1 protein-coding gene is annotated in these 253 nt (G+C 75.5%); it reads right to left on the bottom strand.

Annotation, left to right across the window (positions count from 1 at the left end):
- Positions 1-253 (bottom strand): YcjX family protein (locus tag E0702_RS17985; protein ID WP_165927636.1); only part of this gene is annotated, 253 nt, incomplete at both ends.

Raw genomic sequence — 253 nt, forward strand, 5'->3', positions numbered from 1 at the left:
GAAGGGCTTGGCCACCTCGCGCTTGTAGGCCTCGAACCGCCGCTCGAACTCCCGCCCGAGCGCGCCGCGCGGGTATGGCCCCGGCGGCAAGGGCGCGAAGGTCAGCACCGGCGATCCCTCCAGCTCCCCGGGCAGGATGAAGCGCCCCGGGGTGCAGTCCGAATACCCCGCCGCCCGCGCGGCGTGGAGCGCTTGGGTGTAGGCCCGCGCCAGCGCCTGCGCGTCCGGCTCGGCCAGTTTGGCGGCGGGATCG

It is taken from the genome of Halomonas marinisediminis (genome assembly GCF_004347715.1).
Taxonomy (GTDB): Bacteria; Pseudomonadota; Gammaproteobacteria; order Pseudomonadales; family Halomonadaceae; genus Halomonas; species Halomonas icarae.